This window comes from Candidatus Hydrogenedens sp., from assembly GCA_035378955.1.
Lineage (GTDB): Bacteria > Hydrogenedentota > Hydrogenedentia > Hydrogenedentales > Hydrogenedentaceae > Hydrogenedens.
Map to the genome: position 1 here is coordinate 34,599 of DAOSUS010000019.1, position 20,898 is coordinate 55,496.

The 20,898-nt window shown below is 38.7% G+C and carries 9 protein-coding genes; 5 read left to right on the forward strand and 4 right to left on the reverse strand.

Annotated elements, in window-relative coordinates; translation table 11 throughout:
* Positions 1–7 precede the first annotated feature (7 nt).
* Positions 8–4,543 (reverse strand): glutamate synthase large subunit, encoded by a 4,536-nt coding sequence (gene gltB / locus PLA12_05935; protein HOQ32036.1) that lies wholly within the window; start codon positions 4,541–4,543, stop codon positions 8–10.
* 860 nt (positions 4,544–5,403) lie between these two features.
* Between gltB and PLA12_05940 the strand changes: the two genes are divergently transcribed.
* Complete coding sequence (locus PLA12_05940) at positions 5,404–5,778, forward strand: DUF1330 domain-containing protein (protein ID HOQ32037.1); 375 nt, start codon at positions 5,404–5,406, stop codon at positions 5,776–5,778.
* Between the two features lie 3 nt (positions 5,779–5,781).
* Here the strand turns inward: PLA12_05940 and PLA12_05945 are convergent, their stop codons facing one another.
* Positions 5,782–7,173, reverse strand: coding sequence for an aldehyde dehydrogenase family protein (locus PLA12_05945; GenBank protein HOQ32038.1), 1,392 nt, complete (start codon positions 7,171–7,173; stop codon positions 5,782–5,784).
* A 61-nt stretch (positions 7,174–7,234) separates the two neighbouring features.
* A complete protein-coding gene (locus tag PLA12_05950; protein HOQ32039.1) occupies positions 7,235–7,897 on the reverse strand; it encodes a carbonic anhydrase in 663 nt (220 codons plus the stop codon).
* A 422-nt stretch (positions 7,898–8,319) separates the two neighbouring features.
* Between PLA12_05950 and fliD the strand changes: the two genes are divergently transcribed.
* Complete coding sequence (fliD, locus tag PLA12_05955) at positions 8,320–10,038, forward strand: flagellar filament capping protein FliD (protein ID HOQ32040.1); 1,719 nt, start codon at positions 8,320–8,322, stop codon at positions 10,036–10,038.
* Between the two features lie 29 nt (positions 10,039–10,067).
* Positions 10,068–10,535, forward strand: coding sequence for a flagellar export chaperone FliS (gene fliS, locus PLA12_05960; protein ID HOQ32041.1), 468 nt, complete (start codon positions 10,068–10,070; stop codon positions 10,533–10,535).
* Positions 10,536–11,223: 688 nt separating this feature from the next.
* Here the strand turns inward: fliS and PLA12_05965 are convergent.
* On the reverse strand, positions 11,224–11,832 hold the full coding sequence (locus PLA12_05965) for a HEAT repeat domain-containing protein (GenBank protein ID HOQ32042.1): 609 nt from the start codon (positions 11,830–11,832) through the stop codon (positions 11,224–11,226).
* A gap of 529 nt (positions 11,833–12,361) precedes the next feature.
* On the opposite strand from PLA12_05965, the gene PLA12_05970 reads away from it, so the two are divergent.
* Both PLA12_05970 and PLA12_05975 read left to right on the forward strand, forming a co-directional pair.
* Positions 12,362–16,945, forward strand: a complete 4,584-nt coding sequence (locus PLA12_05970) for a PASTA domain-containing protein (GenBank protein ID HOQ32043.1) — start codon at positions 12,362–12,364, stop codon at positions 16,943–16,945.
* A 408-nt stretch (positions 16,946–17,353) separates the two neighbouring features.
* On the forward strand, positions 17,354–20,898 hold a 3,545-nt coding region (locus PLA12_05975), incomplete at its 3' end, for a PPC domain-containing protein (GenBank protein HOQ32044.1).

The following is a 20,898-nucleotide window of genomic DNA, read 5'->3' on the forward strand; positions in this document are numbered from 1 at the left end:
TTCTCCATTAACCTGTTTTTAATAGAGGTACTTCTTGTTGATTGTTCATTTCTTTTAATGCTCGTGCGTAATCTTTAGGCATAACTCGAATAAAATGTTCAAGTTCTTTGTCCCAGTTTGCGAGAATTTTATATGCGATTGGGCTTTTTGTATATTTCAAATGTCGTTCTAACAAATACCGAAGTTCCGGTATGCTTTTTTCATGCAGAGGTTTAAGTTCTACTGTTTGTAAATTGCACTTTATCTCAAACTCGTTATCAGGGTCATAAACAAACGCAATACCGCCGGTCATTCCTGCGGAGAAATTGCGACCTGTTTTTCCTAATATAACAGCCCTACCTCCTGTCATATACTCACAGCCATGGTCGCCTACCCCTTCTACGACAGCCCATGCCCCTGAATTGCGAACACAGAAACGTTCTCCAGCCACCCCACGAAAATACACTTCACCCCTGGTAGCACCGTATAAAGCAACATTTCCCACTACAATGTTTTCCTCAGGAATAACGGGACTTTCAGGAGGCGGTGTCACTATGATTTTTCCACCGGATAAGCCTTTACCGATATAATCATTGGCTTCACCTATCAGGTTTAAAGTAACTCCTTGAATGATAAATGCTCCAAAACTCTGTCCGGCTACGCCATAGCAATCAATCCAGACGGTATCTTCAGGAAGATGACCTGTATACATTCCTAAACGATGTCGTCGAGTGAGTTCGCTTGAAAGAATAGTCCCTACGGTTCTATGTATATTCCTAACCGAAATCGAAAAACGAACGGGTTCTTTTCGTTCTAAAGCAGGTTTGGCTTTTTCTAATAATAGATTGTCAAGGGCTTTTTCTAATCCATGGTCTTGTTTTTTGCTGCAGTATAATGTTGTGCCTTCCCACGGTTGGGCTTTTGCCAAAACTGCAGATAAATCTACCTTTTGGGCTTTCCAGTGGTTTGGATTTGGGTCATACTCTAAAAAGTCACTTCGCCCTATCATATCGTTGAATTTACGGAAACCTAATTCCGCCATTATCCGCCGTACCTCTTCGGCTACAAAGAAGAAATAATTCACCACATATTCCGGCTTTCCTTCAAATTTCTTGCGTAATTCCGGGTCTTGTGTTGCGATACCAACCGGGCAGGTATTGCTATGGCACTTTCGCATCATTATACATCCACTTACAATCAAAGGTGCCGTTGCAAAGCCGAATTCGTCAGCCCCTAATAATGCTCCGATAACTACATCTCTACCTGTTTTGAGTTGCCCATCTACCTGCACTGTAATACGGTCTCGCAGGTTATTTTTAACAAGGACTTGATGGGTTTCTGATAACCCCAATTCCCAGGGTAACCCAGCATGTTTGATTGAACTTAATGGGGAAGCACCTGTTCCTCCATCATGTCCACTGATAAGGACTAAATCGGCTTTCCCTTTGGATACACCCGCGGCGATTGTCCCTACACCTACTTCGGATACTAATTTCACGGAGACTTTTGCATAAATATTTGAGTTTTTTAAGTCGTATATCAATTGTGCCAGGTCTTCTATGGAGTAAATATCGTGATGAGGAGGAGGGGAGATAAGTTCCACACCCGGTGTTGAGTATCGAACTTTGGCAATGTGTTCATATACTTTATGCCCCGGTAATTGTCCCCCTTCTCCCGGTTTGGCACCTTGAGCCATTTTAATTTGCAGTTCATCAGCATTGACAAGATATTCGTTAGTTACTCCAAACCTTCCGGAGGCTACTTGTTTAATGGCACTGCGTTTGCTATCGCCATTAGGTTCCGTGATAAATCGTTTTGGGTCTTCTCCCCCTTCTCCTGTATTACTTCTTCCACCAATACGATTCATAGCAATAGCGAGATTTTCATGGGCTTCTTGACTAATAGAACCGTAAGACATGGCTCCTGTGCAAAACCGTTTTACAATCTCTGAAGCGGGTTCAACTTCTTCCAGCGGTATTGGATTTCCTTTCTTAAATTTGAGAAGTCCACGAAGTGTTGCAAAAGTCCGATTGCGATTATTAACCTCTTCGGCAAATTGCTGGTATTTCTGCCAGCTGTTTAATCGGGTTGCATGCTGAATAAGAGCGATGGTTTCCGGATTCCATTGGTGAAATTCCCCCCGCTGACGCCAACGATAAGCCCCACCAATGTCCAATTCATTTTCACGATATTTTAATGGATTATAAGCCATTTCATGACGCGCTAAAGTTTCCTTGGCTATGTCTTCAAAGCCCAATCCTCCTATGCGTGATGGTGTGCCTGTAAAACAACGGTCAATTACTTCCTGACCTAAACCTAATGCTTCAAAAATCTGGGCACATCGGTAACTTTGCAGGGTAGAGATTCCCATTTTAGACATGGTTTTTAATAGCCCTTTTTCAATGGCTTTAATATATTTTTTATGGGCTTTACCAGGATATTCTTCTATAATTTTTCCTTTCTCAACACCTTCTGAAATGGTTTCAAATGCAAGGTAGGGATTAATAGCCCCGGCTCCATATCCACATAGCAGGGCAAAATGCATAACTTCACGAGGTTCCCCGCTCTCAACAACAATTCCACAGCGGGTTCGTTTGTGAACACGAACAAGATGATGATGAACAGCACCTGTGGCTAATAAACTGGGTAAAGGTGCATGATGAAGCCCAGCTCCACGGTCGGAAAGAATCAAAATAGTGGCTCCATTATCCACATGCTTTTCTGCTTCTTTGCAAATTCTATCTATGGCGTTTAAGAAGCCTTGAATACCTTCTTTTACTGAGAATAATGTGCTGATAGGTTCCGCACGATGTCCCTTTTTCTTCAAATTGCGAATGTAAGTTACCTGAGCATTGGTGAGAATAGGGGAATGTAGATGTATCATCTGACAATCTTCAGGGGTTTCATCTAAAAGATTATATTCCCGTCCGATATCCGTTTCGAGAGACATTACAATCTCTTCCCGTATAGGGTCTAAGGGAGGATTGGTAACCTGTGCAAACAATTGTTTGAAATAGTTAAATAATAATTGAGGTCGTTCGGAAAGAACAGCCAGCGGCACATCATTTCCCATAGAACCCACAGGCTCTGCTCCCGTTTCTGCCATCGGTTTGAGCAAAAGTGAAATATCTTCTTCTGTATAACCGAAAATTTTTTGCCTTTTCCGTAAGGGAACTAATTCATTTGTGGGTCTTGTTTCCAGCACTTCTCTCGGAAAAATAATACGGTTCAAATTGAGCCATGCACGATAAGGTTTTCTATGGGATAAGGTTTCTTTAATTTCATCATCATCAACAATTCGTTTTTCGTTTAAATCCACAAGGAACATACGCCCCGGCTGTAATCGCCACTTCTTTATTATTTTTTCCTGCGGTATATCTAAAACGCCTACTTCAGAAGCCATAATGACCTGCTGGTCTGTAGTAATCCAATAGCGAGCCGGACGAAGTCCATTGCGGTCAAGAACCGCACCTATCTGCACCCCATCTGTAAAAGCCATACATGCAGGACCATCCCATGGCTCCATCTTACAGGCATGAAATTCATAGAAAGCCTTCTTGAAATCGGGCATACTTTCATGATGACTCCAGGGTTCGGGTATCATCATCATCATGGAATGGGCAATACTACGACCGCCACGGACAAGCAATTCAAAAGCATTGTCAAAAATGGCAGAATCACTGGCACCTTCTGTTAAAATGGGAAATAATTTCTTTATATCGTCTCCATAAAGAGAACTCTTCAAATCAGATTCGCGAGAACTCATAAGATTAATATTCCCTCGCAGGGTATTAATCTCCCCATTATGGGCGAGGAAACGGAATGGCTGTGCTAATTGCCAGCTGGGAAGTGTATTTGTGCTATACCGCTGATGAATAATGGCTAAGGCACTTTCTACTTCCGGGTCTGCCAAATCTTCGTAATATTTATCCATAACCTCGGGCAAAAATAAACCCTTGTATACAATTGTCCTTGCAGACATACTTGTTATGTAAAAAAGATTTTTTTGTTCCCCGAGAAATTGTCGAATTTTATGAGAGGCAGACTTGCGGATAATAAATAATTTGCGTTCAAAAGATTCAATATCCGGACAGGTGACATTCTTTACAAAAATTTGTTCAATAATGGGTTCGTTAGAACGGGCAAGCCAACCAATACATTGAGAATTTCGCGGAACCTCACGCCATCCTAAAAATTCCTGACCTTCTTCAATGATGGTCTGCTTTAAAATTTCTTTGCAAGTATTTCTTAATTGATTATCTACAGGAAGAAAAACCATTCCTACGCCATATTGCCCCGGCGAAGGCAAATCAAATCCTAAACCAGGGGATTGCTTTTCGAAAAAACGATGGGGAATATGAAATAAAATACCACAGCCATCACCTGTTTCGGGGTCGCAACCACATGCTCCACGATGTGTAAGATTTACCAATATACGAAGAGCATCTTTTACTAATTGATGAGTTCTCTTCCCATCAATGTTTACAATAAAACCTACGCCACAAGCGTCATGCTCAAAAAAAGGCTCATACAATGTTTTTTGTTGGTGAGGTTCTTTCTGCATTTTGTTAACTCCAAGCAAAATATTTAATAAATAATAATTATATTAACATACATTATTGTATAAAATCAACATACAAATTATCTTCAAAAATTCCAATATGTATTAAATCATTATATTTTAACAAAAATTTTTATAAAAACACTTTGTTATTTTATTAAAAGATAAAAAACATACAAAAATGTATTAATTTTTATTTCAATTATGATAAAAATGATAATTATATATAGTAAATTATTTACAAAAACATTTGATTAATCTTAAAAAGTCTGGAAAAATTTTTAACTTTTCGATAAGAAATTTTTCTGTTATGCAAAAATAATAAGGTAGAAATTTTTATATATAGTAGAAAATCTATTTTTTTTGATTACCTATAGGACATAGATAACGGATTTATATTTTCTTTCCCAATCGTAAGGTACTGTATGCCGTTCCATTACCTTGTTGTAAGGTCAATAGGGGAAGAAATCAAACACAAAGGAGGCGTAGAAAATTTTCACAAAGGATACAGAAGAAGGCAAAACATGTTTTGCCTTTATATAAAACAATTCAACAGGATTTACAGGGCTCAAAGGATATTTATATATCACGAATGCAAGACGGAATTTTTCCTTTTGTTTTTATTCGTGTTTATTTGTTAAATTCGTGTTTGTGATTTTTTAACCAATTTAAAATACAGTTTTTACAGGGGAAAAGCAGCTTATATCAAGTTGTGAAAAATTTTCTTTTATTCTTCGTTGCTATTTGAGTTTGAGATTTTTAATAAAAAGTGATTTTTTTGTTAAAAAGTTTTTATTTTATGATATTTTCATGATATATTAAATTTAAGATAAAGAATATTATATTCATCAGGAGGTAGTGATATGGGCACTGCAAATTCAGATAGCAAAAACTCCCATGAAAAAGAATTATGTGTAGAAAGGGAAGGGAAAGATAGCAAGGCGTATATTTTTCAGGCGGTATGGTTCAAGAAACCCAACGGTTCTCGAAGATACAGTACTTATTTAGCCGCTGCAAATCCTATTGCGGCGAAGTATGGAGCACATCGTGTTGTTGGTCTTGTTCCACGCGAGATTATTCGTGGAGATTTTCATCCCGATTATTTTTGTGTAATTGAGTGGCCCTCGATAGACCATTATTACCAATTTTTAAAAGACCCACACTATCAGAGCATTGCTCCTATGCGAGATGAAGCCGTTGAAAAGGTAATAGTACTTGATTGTTTCCGTATTAGTTAACAGTTACCATTTTATTCGGAGGTGCATACTTTTAAGTTGTGTTAATTGATAATAGCCGTAATGGGAGAGAGAAGCACCTCGTCCTGTATCTTTAACACCAGTCCATGGCAGTGCCGGGTCTAAATAATCGCAACGGTTCATATAAAATGTTCCTGTCTCGACCCGTTCTCCAATTCTTTTGGCTCTTTCGAAATCCGATGTCCAGATAGACGCTGTTAATCCGTAGGGGCTATCATTCATATATTCAATGGCTTCTTCATCATTATGGACAGGCAAAATACCAATTACAGTTCCGAAACTTTCTTCCTGCATGAGGGAAGATTTTTGGGGTGCATCTGCAACTACAGCCGGTGCAAAGAACCAACCCTGGTCGGGCACTTCAAATTCATCTGGACTTACAACTAATTTACCTCCCTGAGCAACTGCTTCTTCTACTTGTTTTTTAAGGAACTGGCGAGCCGATGAAACGGCAAGGGGTCCTAGGGTTGTTTCTTTTTGCATTGGGTCGCCCAATTTATATTGGCGGGTTAGTTCCACAAAGGCTTCGACAAATTGGTTGTAAATTGGCTTTTCGACATAAATCCGTTCTACAGCACAGCAGGATTGCCCTGCATTGTAGAAAGCACCGTCCACACAATTGGCTACCGCATAATCGAAATCGGCATCCGCACAAACATAAGCGGGGTCTTTTCCTCCCAATTCCAGTTCCTGATTGATAAATCGTGTAGAGGCACTTTGAACGACTTCGTGTCCACCACGAACAGAACCTGTAAAGGATACAAAGCCAATTTTCGGGTGTTTAATTACCGCGTCGATGACCTGATGGTCTGCGATGATGTCTTGTATTAGTCCTTTCGGTGCTCCTGCCTTTTCAAATGCTTCTACAAAGGCTTTTCCACAAAGGGGAGTTAATCGGGCATGTTTTACTATTACAGCATTGCCTGCCATAATTGCGGGGATAATTACATTAACCGCAATCAGCAAAGGATAATTCCAAGCGGCAATATCGAGCACAACACCGATAGGTTCGTGTCGGATATATCGTACAAATCCCGGCTTTTCAGGTAAATATTCATCTGCTAATGTCTGTTCTGCGATGGAAATCATATATTGAGCACGGTCGAGCATGGTATTAATTTCATTTTGGGATTGCTGTAAAGGTTTACCCATTTGCTCTGTAATTTCACGGGCAATGTTATCCCGATTTTTTTCAAATTCTTTCATAAATTTCAAGCACAACTCTTTCCGTGTATTCATAGAAGTAAAACGCCATTCTTGAAATGCCTTATAGGCATTTTCTATTTTCTGATAAGCATCCTCGATGGTATCCATCGGGAAGGAATAGACTTCTTTTTCGGTATAGGGATTAATAACTTTCAGTTCTTTTTTGGACATGTTAATGCTCCTTTTCTAAAAAAGTGTTTGTTATAAATTCAAGAATATATAGAAATTCAGATTATTCTATGCAAAATACCTTGCCCGTTTCTAATTCATAATAAACAGGGACAATTTTTACTTTTCCGAGCGATTCTTTTTCTGCTATGGGTTTACAGTCTTTTCGTATCTGTCGGGCAATATTTTTTGCATGTTCACAGGTACAGGAGTTGATAAGTTGTTGTATATTTGAAGGAGATGTTTCCTGTTGCAATAAAGGCTGAACGATTGGGGTTATATATTTGAATAATTCGTGAATATGAGTATCTTCATGCCCCGAATTCTTTGTTGGTTCTTTTTTTTGCAATTCATTAACAACAGCAGTAACGGCGCCACATTGACTATGAGCCATGACTAATAGAAGGGGTGTGTGAACATGCAAAACACCATATTCAATACTTGCCATCGCTGATTTGCACAGGACATTTCCTGCAAGTCGGACGATGAAAAGGTCCATAATACCACAGTCAAAGATAAGTTCCGGAGGAACACGAGAGTCGGAGCAAGAAAGAATCGTTGCAATGGCATAATCCCCTTGAGATGATGTTGAAGAAAGCATTCTTCGTTTTGGGTCAGAATTTGGATGAGTAAGATTTCCCTCCACAAAACGACGATTTCCTTCCATTAAAAAACTTAATACTTCATCAGGCTTTGGTTTTTGTTTTTCGGAATGCTTTTGACTCATTTAACTACCCTTTCTTTTTTATGGAAAGTATAATATACCTTTACTCCTGTCTTCTAAAAATAAACTTATAACCATCGAAAAAATTACAGACAAATAATAAAAATTATGATATAATTTTAATGTATAAAAATCTACAAAGACATAGGTAATGACTATCTTAATGTTACTCAATTTTTTCTTTGACAGGTTCGGCAACTAATAGAATAAAAAAGTTTTTGGTATATTTTATTAAATTAGAAGATGAATATTTAAGAGAAATAAAAAGGAAATCTAAACTTGTTAATAGTAGTATTATTATAATAATATAAATTATAGAATGACAAGATAGATTTTCAGAATTTTTTTGAAAAAAAGATTAAAGTTTTAAATTTTCTTGCCGAAATATAGATTAGAGTATAAATGGAATAAATAGGAGATATACTATGTCAGGCACATTTAATATTGGTGGATTGGTTTCGGGGTTAGATACGAATACAATTATTAATCAGTTGATACAAATTGAGCGTCAGCCGATAACTCGTCTCCAGCAGAGGGTAACGCAATTACAAAGTCAAAGAACTGCCATACAAAATGTGCGAACTGCTTTAACAACACTTCGGAATAGACTACAGGATTTTAATTTAAATAATATTTTCACTGCATTCAAATCTACCAGTTCTGAAACGAGTGTGGTTCAGGCGAGTGTATCCGATTCCAATCCTGTATTAGGCACATATCAGGTGGAGGTAATCCAGTTAGCATCAGCGACAGTAGCGAATAGTAGTGGACGGGTAAGTTCTGCTATTGACCCCAATGTGGCATTAGAAAATAGTGGACTTACAACAACTGTTCAGTCAGGAACTTTTACGATAAACGGGGTTGGGTTTAATGTTGACCCTGCCACACAAAGTTTGAATGATGTTATTTCAATGATAAATTCAAGTAGTGCCGGTGTAACGGCTACCTATAATGCGAGTGAGGACCGAATTTATCTCCAAAATACTACAGCGGGAGATACCACACGAATAGTTTTAGGTAGTTCCAATGATACAAGTAATCTAATATCTGCCTTAGGCTGGACAAATGCGGTTCAGTATACAAATGGTAGTGGTTCTACGGAATTAAAGAGCCGACAACCATTAGGAGCAATAAACACAACTGTTAAGTTAGAAGACCTGAATTTGCAAAACGGAGCCATAACAGGTGGTTCGTTTAGTATTAATGGATTTAGTATTACTATAGACCCGTCAGCAGATACATTAGCAGATGTAATTTCAAGAATTAATGCTTCTGATGCCGGTGTAACGGCAAGTTATGATTCCACTACCGATACATTGCGATTTGTTTCAAAAGATATGGGCAGTCGGCTCATTCGATTTGGAGGTCCTTCGGATACCAGTAATTTCCTTTCCGTAATGAATCTTACTTCTGCTACTCAAACGGCAGGTTCGGATGCGACTTTTAAGATTAACGGCGGAGCAGAACAAACAAGGAACAGTAATGTCGTTACAGATGCGATTACAGGGACTACATTAACATTCTTAAAAACGGGAACATCCACCGTTACCATTGATACGGACGAAGATGCGGTGGTTCAAAATATACAGAATTTCCTGACGGCTTTTAACGGTGCAATAAAGGGGATTCGAGAATCCACAGCATCGGGAGCCGTTTTAAGTCGGGAATCTTCTATCCGTGAAATAGCTTCTTACTTACAACAAACCTTTTTCAATACAGTTAGTGGTATTTCAGGACCGTATCAGAGTTTAGCGGATATCGGTTTTTCAACAGGGAGTGATTTTGATTCCTCGGCTATTCCCAGTATTAGTCTGGATGCTGATAAATTTAAAGAAGCATTGAGAAACAACAAAACAAATGTGACTGAATTGTTTTCTAATTCCTCCTCGACGGGTTTGGTAGATACTTTATTCCCCTATTTAGATGAAATTACAGGATACAATGGATTTCTAAACGAACGGATAAAGACAAATGGTTCTATTGATTCACAAATAAACTCGATAAACGACCAGATTTCAAGCATAGAATATCGTGTAAGCCAGAAAGAAGCAAGGCTTCGTCGCCAGTTTACTTTAATGGAACAGATGATGCAGAGCTTACAAGGACAAAATTCTTCATTAGCGAGATTGAGTGGCACTTTATAACATAAACATACTAAACAGGAGATGGGAACATGACACCTCAAACAGCAACTGTAAATGCTTACAAAGCGGTAAACATCAACACCGCATCACAGGGAAAGTTGATACTAATGCTTTTTGATGGTGCTATAAAAAGGGCGGAGGAAGCCATACGGCAGATAGAAAAGAACAATATTGAATCGGTGCACCGCAATTTAATCCGCGCCCAGGAAATTATTTCGGAACTTCGCAGTTCCTTGAAAATAGAGGTGGGAGGAGAAATCGCCCGGAACATTGACCGTATTTACGAATATATTTATTACCTTTTAGTGCAGGGAAATCTTAAAAAAGAAGTGAAACCTATCCGTGAAAGTATTGAATACATGAAAAGTATGCGGGAAACATGGAAAGAAGCTTTCGAGATATATCAAAAAGAAGAAGGGACAACCACATGCGGTGATATAGAAACACAAGAATTAAGACATCCCACAGGAACCTCCACTTTTAATCTAAGCATATAATCAGTTTTTAGTAATTATCAATATAAATCCGGAAACAAGACGATAGAATAGGCATAGAAAAAGATAGGGAAGATTGTTATTTGATGGTTCTTTTTTATTTGGTCACCGTTAGGATATAGGTAATAGGGAAATACATTTAAACGGCGAGTGAATTACCTCTTTTCGATAATTCTGTTTGATATATTTTATAACATAATGTGATAACCTATATAACCAATAGATTTATGGTTTCTTTATCAATCGTAAGGGCACGGTATACCGTACCTGTAGAGGACTATAAGAGCAAAAAAATTGTAGCTGAAACCTCCTGGCTTCGGTCTCTTTCCTCTTTGTGAACTCTTTAAATCTCTGTGTTCTCTGTGGTAAAAGTAATTAACTACAGAGGCAACGAAGGAGTGAGGGCGAAATATGTTTTGACCCTGCATAAAACAATTTAACAGGATTTATAGACTTCACAGGATTTGTATGTTACGAATGATAAAATGAATTTTTTCATTTGTTTTCATTTGTATTTATTGGAGTAATTTGTGGTTATAATTTTTTTATTGACTTAATCCAGTTCACAATGAGGAAAGGTAGCGTCTATCAAGTTAGGATATATTTTCATTTCTTCCCTATTTTGGGTGTTTTTCTTGGTTTAAAAACTATGTATTGCCTATGTATATAATTGTTAACTTTGTATATTACTCTATATTCTGTTTATGTTATCTTTATGTACTTCCCACCATAGTTCCCATTTTTGAATGTCTTCACCAAAATCTTGTCCAGTGATAACTTTCAAGGCTTCTTCCGCTGCGTTATATGGGAAACCTTCCTTTATCACATATTTACTATCTTTTTTAAGTATCAAAATCAGAGGCTCAACTGCCTGATAGTCTATTATTCCTTTCCGTGCTAATTTTTCTATTATCTGACAAGCAAACCAACGAGTGCCTATATCTTTATGGTTAAGTGTGGAAATCAATGGAGATATTACTTTGGGGTCTTCTATTTCAATCAAAGCATCTATTGTCTTTACCAGAATATCACCCTCTTCTTCCTTATTAAGTATTTCTATAAGAGGTTCTATGGCTCTGGGGTCTTTCATTTTTCCTAATGCCTCCACAGCGGCTTCTACAATATTTGTATCTTTATCTTTAAGTTTACTAATGAGAGATTCTATTCCACCTTCATTTAGTGCCTCTAATACTTTTTTCTTTGCCTTTGAACGACGCACCACGGATAGAACAATTAGAAATACAAGAAGAGCAAATACAATCAGCCCTATTACCCAATTTGTGTTAATTATAATATGCATACTCTTTTATCCTTTTATTAGGTTGTGTTTATGATGAGTAGCGAATAGTCCCCCATACCGTATGATTTGATGTCCAAAAAGGGAAGGAGTAAATCAAAGTTATAAGTTCGCTGTTTAGTAAACCCATACGAATCAAGGATAAGGATAGAAGTTTTTGAGACATTATATAATCATCGGTCTTCTTAATTAATAATATTCTATCAACTATACATATTATTTACTTATTTACATATAAATCTGAATATATAATATTAATAACAGCCGTTTATTGTTGCTATTATATCAATCATTTTTATCTCGTATAACTATTCTAAATGTTCGTATCTTATATCTACCTTTTTATCTTATTCCTTTTTTATATTTATTTCTTTGAAACAGATTATACTTGTCACTTTTTTTGTTCATTAAAATACAAAATTTATCCGACACGAATTGAAAATTTTATGGTATAATTCGTTTATATAGTACAAGTAACTATATATTTAATCAAGGGTTGTGTGATAAAAAAATTAACAAGAAAGGGTTGTGTATGAAAACAAAAATGTTCAATTCGAGCTCATGTTTTCTTTTTTGTCTTATCTTTTTTGTTTGGTTAGTTCCTGCAAATGTTCAGGCGCAAGCAATTCCAATATCCACTTTAGAGGAATTAAATAAAATAGGTCGGGACCCGAGTTATCCTTTGAGTGGTAACTATATATTAACAAGTGATATTGATGCTATTGATACCTTTAATTGGCCCGGTGGCTTTGAGCCTATCGGAAATAATTTGAATAGATTTTCAGGGACTTTCGATGGGCAAGGGTATATGATATACAATCTTTACATTAATAGACCTTCCGACGATTATATTGGTCTTTTCGGGTTTATTTACAACGGACAGGTTTCTAATTTAATCCTTGGAGATTGTGTAATAATAGGCCACGAATATGTTGGCGGTATTGTGGGCGATATATATACGGGTAGAGTGGAAAAATGCGCTGTTGTAAGGAGTGTTATAGAAGGTTCTGCTTACATAGGAGGTATAGCCGGGATTATTACGACAAATTCCAATGTAGAAAAGAATTTCGTTTCTGGTTCAATAGTTTGGTTGGGAGGTTCTACATCGAAGGAGTATTTTGGAGGTTTAGCGGGTTATGTAAACACTGGGAGCAGCATTCGAAATTGTTTTTCCTGGGCAGATATAAACACCTCTGTCACGGATATGCAATATGTTGGTGGATTAATAGGACATGTTGACAACAGTTTAGTCAGTACTTGTTACTCTACGGGAAGTATGCCAAATGGTGCTTATATGATAGGAGGATTATTAGGGGAAAGTGTAAATTCTACAGTAACGGATTGCGTCTGGGATATTGAAACAAGTGGTCAAACAACATCAGGAGGAGGCGTGGGAAAAACAACGGCGGAGATGATGAATTATGATACTTATACGGCGATGTCTTCCTGGAATATCTCTCTTTATCCGTGTGGGTTCTGTTCGACTACATGGGTAATTTACAATGGAGAGAGTTATCCATTTTTATGTTCGCTTTCTTCGAGTATTCCTAATGTAGTAGGTATGGATGAAACACCTGCGAGATTAGCAATAGCAGGTGCTAAATTGATTCCTGATGTTTATTATGTGTGTAGTAATACGGTTCCTTCTGGTACTGTAATTTATACCTCGCGAATGGCTGGTTGTTATGAGCCTTTGTTCAATACGGTCCAAGTTTATATATCTAGTGGAGCCTGTCCTGCTATTCATCTAACTTCTATTGAAGAAATACAGAAGATAGGTTATGACCCCGATTATCCCGCCGATAACGAATATCGTTTAGATAATGATATAGATGCTTCGGATACCATAAATTGGAATAATGGCGCCGGATTTATTCCTATTTATGAATTCAGAGGTAAATTCTATGGAGATGGGCACAAAATATCAAATCTATATATCAACAATACTAACCCATCCTATTATACGGGTTTGTTTTCAAGGATTCGATATGGTACTTCTACGGGAGGATTTGTACAACAACTGATTATTGAGAATGCTGATATTACTGGGACCACAGAAGTAGGAATTCTTGCGGGAGAGATATTAAATGATGGAGGCGGAGGAATATACCCAGCCCTGCAAAATATTGCGGTGAGTGGAACAGTTCAAGGAGTTCAAATGGTCGGTGGAATAGTTGGTGTTTCAACTGGAGATATATCAATCATAGACTGTTATAGTCGTGCTAATTTGATGACAATCCCAAGTTCAGACCCCTATATGGATTTTGGTGGTATCTGCGGCAGAATGGTGAAAGGATATTTAGCCACATCTTCATATATAGGAGAAATTTATATCAATGTGCATCCTACTATAAAGGGAGAAAATTCTGGCATAAAATCACCTCCTGGTGCCTACATTGGGGGACTTGTGGGCGCTGCTATGATGGCACCTACAATTTCTAATTGCCACGCAAATGCACAAATACGAAATATGGACTCTGCTTATGTTTATGTAGGTGGTTTGATTGGTTATACCGATAGTAATTTGCAACTTGTAAATTCCTATGCTGTAACAAGTTTCACGAATATAGTTTCTACCACGGGTGGTTTAATTGGGGGAGGTTTTCCGCCTATTACCGTTACAAGTTCATACTGGGATAAAGTATATTCAGGTGTGGATACCTCTTTTGGAGGTGGCACAGGTTTACCCACAGAAGAGATGAAACAGAAAAGTTCATACTCAGGATGGGATTTTACAAATATTTGGGGAATTTCAGATGGTGAATGTTATCCATTACTTCTTCAAGAATTGATACCTATGCCTAATGTGCGGAATATTTATATTGACAATGCAACACATATTCTTCGTTCGAGTGGAATAACTAATATTAGTATTGCAGAAGAGTGCAGTAACATAGTGCCTGAGAATTATGTAGTGAGCCAAAATGTGGCTCCAGGAGAATGGATAAAGGTGTTTCCATCAGACCCTGTAATTATATCGCGTTCTACAGGTATATGCCCTCCCATTTCCATAAATGACATCTCGCAAATTCAACTTATTGGAACCGACCCTGCATACCCGCTGGACGGCAATTATATCCTTGATTCAAATATAGATGCTTCTGACACTATGAATTGGGACGGAGGAAAAGGATTTCGCCCAATTTCTGGCTTCCAAGGGATTTTTAATGGCAATAGTCATGTTATTAGCAATCTCTACATCAATCGTCCTGAAGAAGACAATGTTGGATTGTTTGGGACAACAAATGACACAGCAAGATTGTTTGATATTTATCTTATGAATGCAAATATAGTTGGCCGTGTGGATGTAGGGATATTGGCGGGTCTGAATCTGGGACAAATTGGTCACTGTGGAGCCCATGGGCAGGTAAGTGGAACAAATTTTGTGGCAGGCTTGATTGGTGTTAATGGTGGCTACATAAGAGAGTCCCTTGCGGTAGTAAATGCTTCTGCCGATTTAGTAGTAAGTGGATTTATAGGAGAAAATGTTGGCACATATAATGTTGAGGAATGCTACGCTTTGGGAACAGTTACAGGTAATGATTATGTAGGTGGATTTTTAGGATACCTCCAGGCGGGATTAATCTCTAACTCCTATGCCAGTGTTGTGGTAAATGCTCCTGATACCGCAACGGAGGTAGGTGGTTTCTGTGGTTATGCGGTAAACCCTGCAAATATTATCAATTGCTTCTGGGATATTGATGTAAGTGGTATGAGTAGTTCTCAGGGAGGTGAAGGCAAAAGTACGGAAGAGATGAAGAAACCAGCAACATTTGTAGGCTGGAATTTCTTTTCGGTATGGGCAATTAATGAGGACGAAACTTACCCCTATTTGATGTTAGTACCACAACTTACAATCGATAATTATGAAGGTCAGAATTTTTCAGATGTTCAAAATATCTTGAATTATAGAGGATTTCTTACAACGAGCGTTGAGAGATGCCATCCTACTTATACGCAAGGAAAAGTAATTTCTAATAATTATGTTGGCTTGACGATGCCCATTTTTACAACGATAGATTTTCAGGTCTCTTCTGGTATCTGTACAACAGTTCCTGATGTAATTGGTACAACATTAATCACAGCAATAAATACGATACACTCAGCAAACCTAAATGTAGGTAATGTCACAGAAGAATGTAATAATACCTATCCTTCGGGAGTTATATTCTGGCAAGCCCCAGAAAAAGGTGAAATTGTTCCTGAGGGTACTGCAGTTGATTTGAAAGTATCCTCAGGTCCATGCCCCGAAGGAGAAGGGACCGTCGAAGGAACCCCTGAAGGAACACAGGAAGGGACGCCTGAGGGTGTCGTTGAAGGAACCCCTGAAGGAACACCGGAAGGGACACCCGAAGGCGTCGTTGAAGGAACCCCGGAAGGAACACCCGAAGGTGTCGTTGAAGGGACACCGGAAGGAACTCCTGAAGGGACACCGGAAGGTGTCGTTGAAGGAACCCCTGAAGGAACACCGGAAGGGACACCCGAAGGTGTCGTTGAAGGAACACCGGAAGGAACTCCGGAAGGGACGCCAGAAGGTGTCGTTGAAGGAACCCCGGAAGGAACACCGGAAGGGACACCCGAAGGTGTCGTTGAAGGAACACCGGAAGGAACCCCGGAAGGGACACCCGAAGGTGTCGTTGAAGGTACTCCTGAAGGTATGCCAGAAGGAACACCCGAAGGCGTCGTCGAAGGAACCCCGGAAGGAACACCCGAAGGTGTCGTTGAAGGTACTCCGGAAGGAACACCGGAAGGCGTCGTCGAAGGAACCCCGGAAGGAACACCCGAAGGTACGGTCGAAGGAACACCGGAAGGAGAATATCCGCATCATAGTGCAGACCAAAACGGAGATGGGCAAATAAATCTTTCAGAACTTCTTCGGGTGATACAACTTTTTAATTATTTAGGTTATCACTGCGAAGCGGGAACTGAAGACGGATATGCTCCAGGATTGGATGGTGACCATACATGTAATTACCATGCTTCTGACTATAAACCGAAGGATTGGGTGATTAATTTAAGTGAATTATTACGGCTAATCCAATTCTTCAACATGGGTGGCTATCATCCGTGTCCAGAAGACCCTGAAAGCGAAGATGGCTATTGCCCCGGCCCGTGATTATTAGATGAACATGAACATATTAACATCATGATAAGCATTATAAGGGCGGGGATGAATACCCGCCCTTAATCATTGGTTTAGTAAAGTTTTATTTAAAAAATATGTTTGAACCATGGTTAAAAATATTTGCATACCTTATCTAAAAATGCATAGATTTTTTACTTATGATAATCTCGTTATGGTTCGAAATCCGGGAGTCAGCACTTTTTTGGGGAAAGCCTTCATTTTTTTTCTTCACAAAACCGATTTTTACTCTCTTAAAAACTCGGATTATTTATATTGCTATCTTTCACAGATAAAAAATTGGCTATTAGTCTCCAAGTTTCTTGATATTTTAGTTCTTACAGTAAAATTCTACAGAGAAAATTATTTAACTTACAAAACATTAAATAGAAGGAGATAACTATGTGCGGGAAAGTATCTAAAGTATTTTCCAAAGAGTGGGCATTAAAATATATAGTCTTTTTATTTTTTGTCGGTATTGCATTTGAAGTGCTTGCAGTCTCTCCTATTAACTCGCTCAATCAATCAAAAGGAGGAGTAAAAGATGTGGCAGTAGAGATAATAGAAGATGGAGAGACGATTATGAATATAGATGGAGAACCAGGGAATTACCCAGCTTTCAAGATATTTGTCCCAGCGGACACTTTATATATGAATGTCCGCACCATGGGAGGAACAGGTAATTGTGATTTGTATGTGTGGCATGAATCCTGTGAAGATTTACAAAAATGTTCATATACTTCAGAACATGACGGGAATAATGAGATGGTATCATTAATCGAGCCAACTTCTGGGTGGTGGTATATATGGTTGTGGGGTAGAAAAACATATAATGATGTTGGTTTAGTTGCAGATTATGTTGTTGGGATAGAGGAGATACCTCAGTTATTAGATGGAATGGAATTAACCTCTCTCTCTGGTATAGAAGATACCTGGCAATTTTTCAAGATATATGTTCCTAATGGTCAGGCTTTATTAAATGTGTATACCATGGGTGGTACTGGAGATTGTGATTTGTATGTGTGGCACGAGCCTTGGGAAAATATGAATAGTTTGCAGGAGTCAAATAATATTAGCACTAACTATGAGTCAATAACTTGTCTCCATCCTTTATCTGGTTGGTGGATAGTAGGACTTCGGGCTTATTGGGACTATAGTGAAGCTAGTTTAATCGCTGATTATGTTGGTATAGATGAAATAACCGTGTTAACCGATGGGGAGGAGGTAGTAACTTCGCTACCCCCACCGTATGATACTTGGCAACTTTTAAAAATAAATGTTCCCGCGGGTCAAGCATTATTGGATGTCAGCACTTGGGGAGGCACAGGTAATTGTGATTTGTATGTGTGGTATGAATCCTGTGAAGATGACAACTGTGAATATGTTTCTAAGAATGATGACAATAATGAAAGAGTAGGTGTATTCAAACCGAATGCTGGTTGGTGGATAATAGCATTGCATGGTATTTCAAGCGGAGTTAGTTTACTCGCAAATTGTATTGGGATAGATGAAATATCTGAGTTATCAGATGGTGTAGAGATAAATTCTCTATCTGGAACAGAGAATAGTTGGCAACTGTTCAAAATAAATGTCCCTCCAGACCAGGCAGTATTGGATATCCGCACCTGGGGAGGTTCAGGGAATTGCGATTTATATGCTTGGCACGAGTCTTGTGAGGATTGGAACTGTATAAATATTTCATCGTCATTAAACAATACTGAAACTATATGGAAAGTCAGTCCTGAATCTGGTTGGTGGTGTATAGCGATAAGCGGAGATTATAATGGAGTTAATTTAATGGCGAATTATATTAACATAGATGATATTTCAGAACTGACAGATGAAGTTGAGGTAAGCAATCTATATGGAGATAAGGGTAGTATTCAACTGTTCAAAATAAATGTCCCTCCGGACCAGGCAGTATTGGATATCCGCACCTGGGGAGGTTCAGGGAATTGCGATTTATATGCTTGGCACGAGTCTTGTGAAGCAGTCGAATGTATACATATGTCGGTAAATGAAACTAATAATGAAGAGATAGTAGTAAACAACCCTGCAGCTGGCTGGTGGATAATAGGACTGAATAGTGTTGATAGTTATATTGTTGTAAATCTACTTGCAGACTATAGCGGGGCAGTTGATGATATAACAGATGGTGAGTTGGTAAGTTCTATATCTACCTGGAAGTTATACTTAATAAATGTGCCTACTGCCCAGGAGTTGTTGTGGATTCATACCTGGGGAGGCACAGGCAACTGCGATTTGGTTGCCTACTCCGCATCTTGCCAAACATCTGATTGCTATTATAGTTCATCAAACTCAGGCAATGATGAACAAATAGTAATAAGCAATCCAACCTCTGGTTGGTGGTACATAGGTGTTTTTGGTTTCGACTTTAGCGGCGTCAATCTTATAGCAGACTATGTCTCAGGAAGTGAGATAGTAGAAGTGTCAGATGAAGAGATACAAGGTTCTCTATCAGGTGTTCAGTTTAGTCCTAAATACTTTAAGATAAATGTTCCTGATAGTCAGGCAAGATTAGGTGCTTATACTTGGGGAGGCTCGGGAAATTGTGATTTATACGGCTCTTATGCCTCCTGCACTACTTCAGATTGTAGGTTTTTCTCCTCTAATACGGGCAATTCAGAACAGGGGGTAAAAAATAATCCTGAGGGTGGTTGGTGGTATATAGTACTGTTTGGTACTGGGAGTTATAATGGTGTGAGTTTACTGACAGACTATTTCAGTGCCGAAGAGATAACAGACGGGGAGGTAGTAACTCCTCTATCTGGCAATATGTATAGTGTTAAATACTATATGATAAATGTGCCTGCGGGTCAGGTACAGTTGGATATTCATACCTGGGGAGGCACAGATAACTGTGAATTATATGCTTATCATCAGTCTTGCACCACAGCGGGATGTTCGTATAAGTCGGAAAATACAGGCAATGATGAACAGATATTATTGACTAATCCTGAGGGTGGTTGGTGGTATATAGTCGTGTATGGTGCGGAAAGTTTTGATGGAGTTAGTTTGACTGCCTCTTATACCAAAGAAATTACAAATGGTGAGGTAGTAACTCCCTTATCTGCAGACGAGGGAATCTTCCAATATTTTAAGATATATATTCCTACTCGTCAATCAAGGTTGGAGGTTAGCACCTGGGGAGGTACGGGAGATTGCAAATTGTATGTGCGATATGGGAGGTCTGGTTGCAGTTTACTTGTTTCTTCGTCGGAAGGCAATGAAGAAAAGATAGTGGTGAATAGCCCAATTGCTGGTTGGTGGTATGTAAGTTTATATGCCACTAAAGGGTATAACAATGTGAGTTTGACAGCAAACTACTTTATTGCAGAAGAACTAACAGACGGAGAGAGGGTAGGTCCATTATCTGGAGCTACAGGTAGTACTCAATACTTTATGATAAATGTTCCTGAAGGACAGAGCACATTAAAAGTTAAAACCTGGGGAGGTACTGGAAACTGTGATTTGCTCGTATATCATGAGTCTTGCCGTGTAAAGGAATGCGAATATTCCTCGTCAAATTCAGGTAATGATGAGCGATTAGCAATAGATAATCCTTATTCAGGTTGGTGGTATATAGTGTTATATAGCGTTAGGAACACATACAGCGGAGTTTATTTAATCGCGGATTATAGTGTGTCAATCGAAGGAGAAGGAGTTTTGGAAGGAGAAGGGATAGTCGAAGGAACACCGGAAGGGATACCTGAGGGCGTCATTGAAGGAACCCCTGAAGGAACACCGGAAGGTGTCGTCGAAGGAACACCGGAAGGGACGCCTGAGGGAGAAGGGATAGTCGAAGGAACACCGGAAGGGACAACAGAAGGCGAAGGAATTTTCGAAGGGAGCGTCGAAGGTGAAGGTTTAGCAGAGGGTGAAGGTGAAGCAATACAAGAGATATTTGACGAACAAACTGTGGGTCC